At 44.8% G+C, this 6,000-nt stretch carries 4 protein-coding genes; all 4 read right to left on the bottom strand.

Features of this window, described 5'->3' with window-relative positions; genetic code table 11:
- A partial coding sequence (locus ACFFAP_RS11115) for a filamentous hemagglutinin N-terminal domain-containing protein (protein ID WP_375511270.1) occupies positions 1–1,547 on the bottom strand: 1,547 nt, incomplete at its 3' end.
- 118 nt (positions 1,548–1,665) lie between these two features.
- Positions 1,666–3,048 carry an HlyD family secretion protein gene (locus tag ACFFAP_RS11110; protein ID WP_375511269.1) on the bottom strand — a complete coding sequence of 461 codons (1,383 nt, stop codon included), beginning with the start codon at positions 3,046–3,048 and terminating at the stop codon, positions 1,666–1,668.
- 6 nt (positions 3,049–3,054) lie between these two features.
- Positions 3,055–5,271 (bottom strand): peptidase domain-containing ABC transporter, encoded by a 2,217-nt coding sequence (locus ACFFAP_RS11105; protein WP_375511268.1) that lies wholly within the window; start codon positions 5,269–5,271, stop codon positions 3,055–3,057.
- A gap of 176 nt (positions 5,272–5,447) precedes the next feature.
- Complete coding sequence (locus ACFFAP_RS11100; protein ID WP_375511267.1) at positions 5,448–5,882, bottom strand: hypothetical protein; 435 nt, start codon at positions 5,880–5,882, stop codon at positions 5,448–5,450.
- Positions 5,883–6,000 lie beyond the last annotated feature (118 nt).

Raw genomic sequence — 6,000 nt, 5'->3', positions numbered from 1 at the left:
CCAAGAGTACTGGTAGTTATGACAGCACCATTGGTGACAGAAAGCGAATCTGCTGTGATATTGATATTACCTCCCTGACCTACACCTTGGTGGTACTCAGGTTGATATGCGGGTTCAACTCGGCTGTATACACCACTACTTTCTAATTGGGTACTTTGCCCATCAAAGACAATATCACGGGCGTGAATATTTACAGCACCCGCATTTCCCTCTCCTAGAGTACTGGCTTCTAGTACAGCACCATTGGTTAATCTGAGTGACTTTGCTTGGAGATTGACATTACCCCCCTGACCGATGCCAGACGATTCCACTTTGCTAAATGCACCACTATGCAAGCTACGAGATTTTTCGCTTTCTCCATCAAAGGAAGCTGTATCACGAACATTAATAGTCACACTACCTGCATTTCCTTGCCCGTAAGTGCCAGCATACAGTTGAGCGCCACCGCTAACAGACAGTGACCCCGCCGATATTTGGACATCACCTCCCTTGCCTTTTGCGTCTATTAGCACCGCATTAGAAACAAAACTGTCAGCATCGGCAATAGTGAATGTCTCTGTGGCATTAAATACAATATCTCCGGCTTTTACGTCAGATCCCCCTAGCCCTCGTGCTATTCCTGCCCGCAGTTGACTTCCTCGCAAAATCTTTAAGTTTCTGGCGTTGATGACAATACTCCCGCCACTGGCTGCGCGTACATTTACATTAGCACCATTAAGAGACACATTTGCTCGTAATCCACTATCAGGAAAATTCAAACTCAAATTGTTGCCATTGACATCAATTCCCACAGTTCCAGGTTCTGCTAATCCTCCCAACTCAACTCGGCCACCAAAAGCAAACAGTCCGCCACCATTTATGCTAATGTTGTCACCTACAAGCAGCAAACTTTTACCATCTGGAACACGTAGACCTTTAGGAGTAAAATTTTTTGACGGGTCTAATTCTGCCCCTCGTGCTTGTGAGTTATTTTGAATCGGCGCTGCTGTAATTTGATTAAATAACAAAGCGGAAGGATCTACACTCAGCAAAGGTGAAGGCGCTTCTGGATTAGTAGCACTGAAAAAATTTAAATTGCCAAATCCAATCCCATTGGCTGTAGTCGCTACAAACGAACCGCCAATATTCAATTGAGCATTTTGACCAAAAATAATTCCATTAGGATTAATTAGAAACAGGTTAGCTGTACCATTAGCGCGAATTATCCCATCAATATCAGAAACTGACCCACCCGTTACCCGACTGATGATATTTTGAATATCCGCAGCATTATTAAAGAAAGCAGTGCCGCCAGTGGGGACAGAAAACTCCTGAAAACTGTGGAACAAGTTCCTTCCAGCTTGGGTTCCCCCTTCAATGGTACTGATGTTGTCTTGTGTTGTAACCCTCGAATTATTGGGTAGAGTGCTATCGGGGGTAATTTGGGCAAAAGCGCAATTAACAGAGAAAGCGAATGTCTGCAATACAGCTTCGCCGATCGCACTACCCATCACCAACCAACTTCCCAGCGCGAATTTCCAGCGCCAATGCTGGCTATATCGCTTCATTCTAGACATTGCAACCCTTAAATAACTAGCAAGTAAACTACACCCTCTTATAAGGATAGATAAAAAACCCACGGTAGGATTGCGAGAAATAGTTACGAATAGTTACACTGCGATCGCTCTACAAGTCTGCAATCAATCTTGCCTTCCTCAGAAAGAATTGCAACACAGTCTCTTCTCTAGAAATAATATCAACCGTACCTTCCATTCCCAATTGAATAGCACACAGGTGTTTATCCCTACCCAGAGAAAGGCTTTCTGGCTCGATTATTACCCCATAGAAAGCACCAACGGCTGCCATCTTTTGGTTGGCAGATGTAGTGTCGGTGGCATTAGCAGCATTCCCTTGAGGTGCGATTGCATCCGGGGAAATCGTCTTAACCTTGCCTTTGAGAGTACCATAATCTGGATAAGGACAGGCAGAAACCCGCATTTGTACCTTTTGACCTTGTTTCAACTTATTTTTATCCTGAAGTGCTACTGCTGCCTTAATCTCCAAGGAAGCATCACTGGGGACAATTTGGGCAATCTCCTGTCCAGCAGGCACTGTTTGACCAGAGTTTCGCAGGTTTAATTTAGAAATAATTCCGTCTGCTGTGGCAGTAATTATAGTCTGGCTGAGGTCAATATTTACCTGTTGGAGTTCGCGGGTGTCACTCTCTAGCTGTTTTTGGATTTCAATTCGTTGCTGGATTAGGGCAAGGCCTTCTTTATCTAAAGTCGCAATGCTGGCTTGACCTGTAGCTTTTTCTTGGGCAATGCGATTATAAGCGATCGCTACTTGTGCATTACTGGGATTGAGGGCAGTTTGGACATTTTGCAATTTGGCTTTAGCTGCCTGGAGAGCTTGTTCTTGCTGGCGAACAGCTAATTGTGCTTCCTCAAATTGATCTTGAGATAAAGCTCCAGCTTTGGCTACAGTCTCATAGCGATTTCGCTTTGACTGGGCAGCTTTCAGACCAGCATCCGCAGCTTTGACATTGGCATCTGCTTCTTCAACATCTGTAGCAGTAGTAATAACTTTATCTTGATAGTTCCGGCTGCGATCGCTTAATTCAGCTTCAGCACCAGCAATAACCCGGTTGACGCGTTCAGTTTCAGCTAAAACCTGGCTATTAATAGCATTAATCTGGGCATTAATTTGAAACAGTTGTAAACGACTTTGCCCAATGTTACTTTGCAGTTGGCTCTTTTTGGTTTGCAGCTTCGAGTTGTCAATAGTAGCAATCACATCCCCTTTTTTAACAACTTGATTCTCTGCAACAAAAACCTGCGTCACCTGACCTTCGGTAGCAGCTTGAACGAGCCGCAATTCACCAGCAGGGCGGACAACAGCTTGTCCTTTAACTGTCACTTTATATTTGGTAACAGAGGCAAGTGGAACGCCTAACCCCACAGCACAGACAAGAACTAGTCCGCCCCAAGTAGTCCAACGACCAAGTGGCGGGAGAAACTCGTTGTCTTGAATTTGGGGCAAGTAGTCTGAGTTGGAATGGCTAATCATGCTGTTTTATTTATTGATTGCGGTGAATTTACCGTTAGAGTTAGAAGAGAATGGCACTAAACCATTTGTAAATGGATCAACACCGTCTAAAAAGTCTAAGTGTTCACCAGGTTGATGGCGCAAAGCCTCTGGAGTGCCTTGGATTTTCAAACGTCCTTCATCCAGCAGTACAATCCAATCAGCCCGCCCAATAACTTTGGGGCGATGGCTAATCATAATTGTGGTTTTGCCCAGCCGATGAGACAGCAGCCTATCTAGTAGTTTGGCTTCACTTACTGGGTCGAGAGCGCCAGTGGATTCATCTAAAATTAATATCGGCGGGTCAGTAACTATAGCTCTAGCGATCGCTAATCTCTGTCGTTGTCCACCAGAAAGATTCGCGCCAAATTCGCCTAAAACAGTTTGATATTTATCGGGCAGTTTACTAATAAACTCATCTGCACCAGCAATCTCGCAAGCTTGCACAATTTGTTCAAACGCGATTTGAGGATAGCTGAAGCGGAAGTTTTCAATAATTGAGCGACTCCAAAAGTGAGGTTCTTGAGGTACTAGCACCACCTGTTGCCGCAGACATTCCATCGAGAGGTCTTGCTGATTATAGATGCCATAGCGGATATTGCCAGATTGCAGGAAATACAAACCTGCAAGCAGTTTGGCGAGAGTGCTTTTACCACATCCGGATTTACCAATCAGCCCAATGACTTGACCGCCAGGGATAATCAGCGAGAAATCTTGCAGTAAGTCAACTCTACCTGCGTGGTGGAAATTAAGGTTGGTGCAAGTAATATCTATATTGCCCTTAAGTTCTGCCCAAGGCTTTTTCTCGTCTTTATCGTCTTCTGGGGTAGCATCAATCACCTCCGTCAGGCGTTGGATGACAATCTGGGCAGTGATAAATTCATCAACTAAGCCGATGACTGAACCCAAAAAGCCGAGAAAGTTGCCACTCATACCAGTAAATGCTAGCAACTGACCAATACTTAAGGTGCGATTAATTACCAAGTATGACCCTAACCACAGTAAGGCAATATTAGTAAAAGTAGAAATAATATTAGTGATTGTGCCACTGTAAAGCCCCAGTTTCATCATACTCCAGCCCAAGTTAGCAAGCCGACCATAATTTGCCTGATACTCTTGCCAAGCTTGGGGAGTGGCTTGAGTAGTTTTTAGCACCTGGACACCGCGAAAAGTTTCAACGAGAAAGCCTTGGTTTTCTGTACCCAAGACGATCGCATTACGGGTTTTCTGGCGTAAGGCTGGGAGAAAAAGCAGGTTGACTCCTGTGACAATAATAAAGGCAGCAAGGGAAGCCAAAGTCAGTCCCCAACTGTAAAAGAGCATGAAGCCCAAGGAAACCAAGGCGATAAAAAATTGGCTGGGTAAACCAAGGACAATTTGGGAAACTAGCTCATTGATGTGATTCACATCGGCAATGCGGCTGACTACTTCCCCACTGCGTCGTCCTTCAAAGTACGAGAGGGGCAAACGCAACAGTTGTCGCCCGTATTCTAGAATCAGTCCTAATTGCAGTCGTTGACCAAAGTGACCAATTAAGTGAGACTGTACCAAACCGATCGCACTGCTAAATAGACTCATAGCGATCGCCCCAATTGCCACGACAGTTAGCAGTTGGGTATCTCCCCGCACTAGCACGTCATCGGTGAGCAATTGCATCATTAAAGGAGAGACAAGGGAGAGCAGACCGATGACGATGTTAATTGCGATCGCTTGCATGAGAATAGCGCGATAGGGTAAAACCCGCATCAGATAACGCCCAAAGCCACCAACTTTATCATCTGATTGCTGATAAAAGCGGCTGTCGTCTGGCGTTAGCAGCAGCATAATGCCATTACCCCACCCTTCGAGCAACTCCTCGCGGGTAAGGTAGCGGATACCTACACCAGGATCAGCAATTACGTATTTTTTCCCTTTTTGTCCATATAAAACTACCCAGTGGTAGCCTTTCCAGTGAATGATGGCGGGTAGAGGGGCTTTATGCAATTGGTCAAGCAGTTGCACCGAGGCTTTAACTTGACGCGTATTAAATCCTAGAGTTTCTGCACCCCGCCTCAAACCCAGCAGGCTGGTTCCCCGCGATCCAGTACCAACTACTTCCCGCATTCGACTAATGGCAAAGGTGCGTCCGTAGTGTTTGGCAATAGTGGCAAGGCAGGCAGCACCACAGTCTTCTTCGCTGTGTTGAAGTACAGTTTGGTATTTCATAACTTAGAACTTACACATAGGAGAAAGTGAGTCGGGGCTTTCACCCCGACCAGAGCTAGTTTTCAAAATGTTAGAGGTGTTGACTCAACTCAAAAATGACTAAGTAGGTCAACCTAATTAAATTCGTTGGTGCAAAAGTCGGGCAAGATTAACAGCGAAAACCTGACACCATCTTGCTAAAAGGTTGTTCGCCCTGCTATTTTAAACGTAGCAAACGATGGAGAATAAAAGCCTAGCCGGAAAGAGGTTCCATCTTTCACGTTCGCCGCCACAGTGATGACACCACGGTAGTTTGCAGGAATAAACCTGTCATAAGTGTTCACCTGACCACCGCTAGGGCGCGGGGCATAAACGTACAAGTCATAAGGGTTCTTAGTCAGTCGAATTGAAATGTCGTTGAATTTGCTGGTAGTTTTATACAGCGTTGGTAATATCCCAAATCCTCCATTAAGCGTGCCACTGAAATCTTTTACGGCTCCTCCTGCTACAGAAGCAGACTTATCATCTGAAATGTCTTCAATCAGAGAGTCTGAAGCAGCAGTCTCATTATCAAGTTCTTTAAAGGCAAGAGTTGCATCAATTTGTTTGAAGTATTCTTTGGTGTTTAACATTGTCGTTTTCTTTTTCCAGAATGATGTTGATGTGGAATTAGTGATGTCTTGTCTAACTCCATTGAAATCTTCTGATATTAACTTGGTAAAAACAATAGGTTCAAAGTGATTTTTTAAC

Origin of the sequence: uncultured Nostoc sp. (genome assembly GCF_964245575.1) — a bacterium.
Taxonomy (GTDB): domain Bacteria; phylum Cyanobacteriota; class Cyanobacteriia; order Cyanobacteriales; family Nostocaceae; genus Nostoc.
This window is presented reverse-complemented; position numbering and strand designations above follow the sequence as displayed.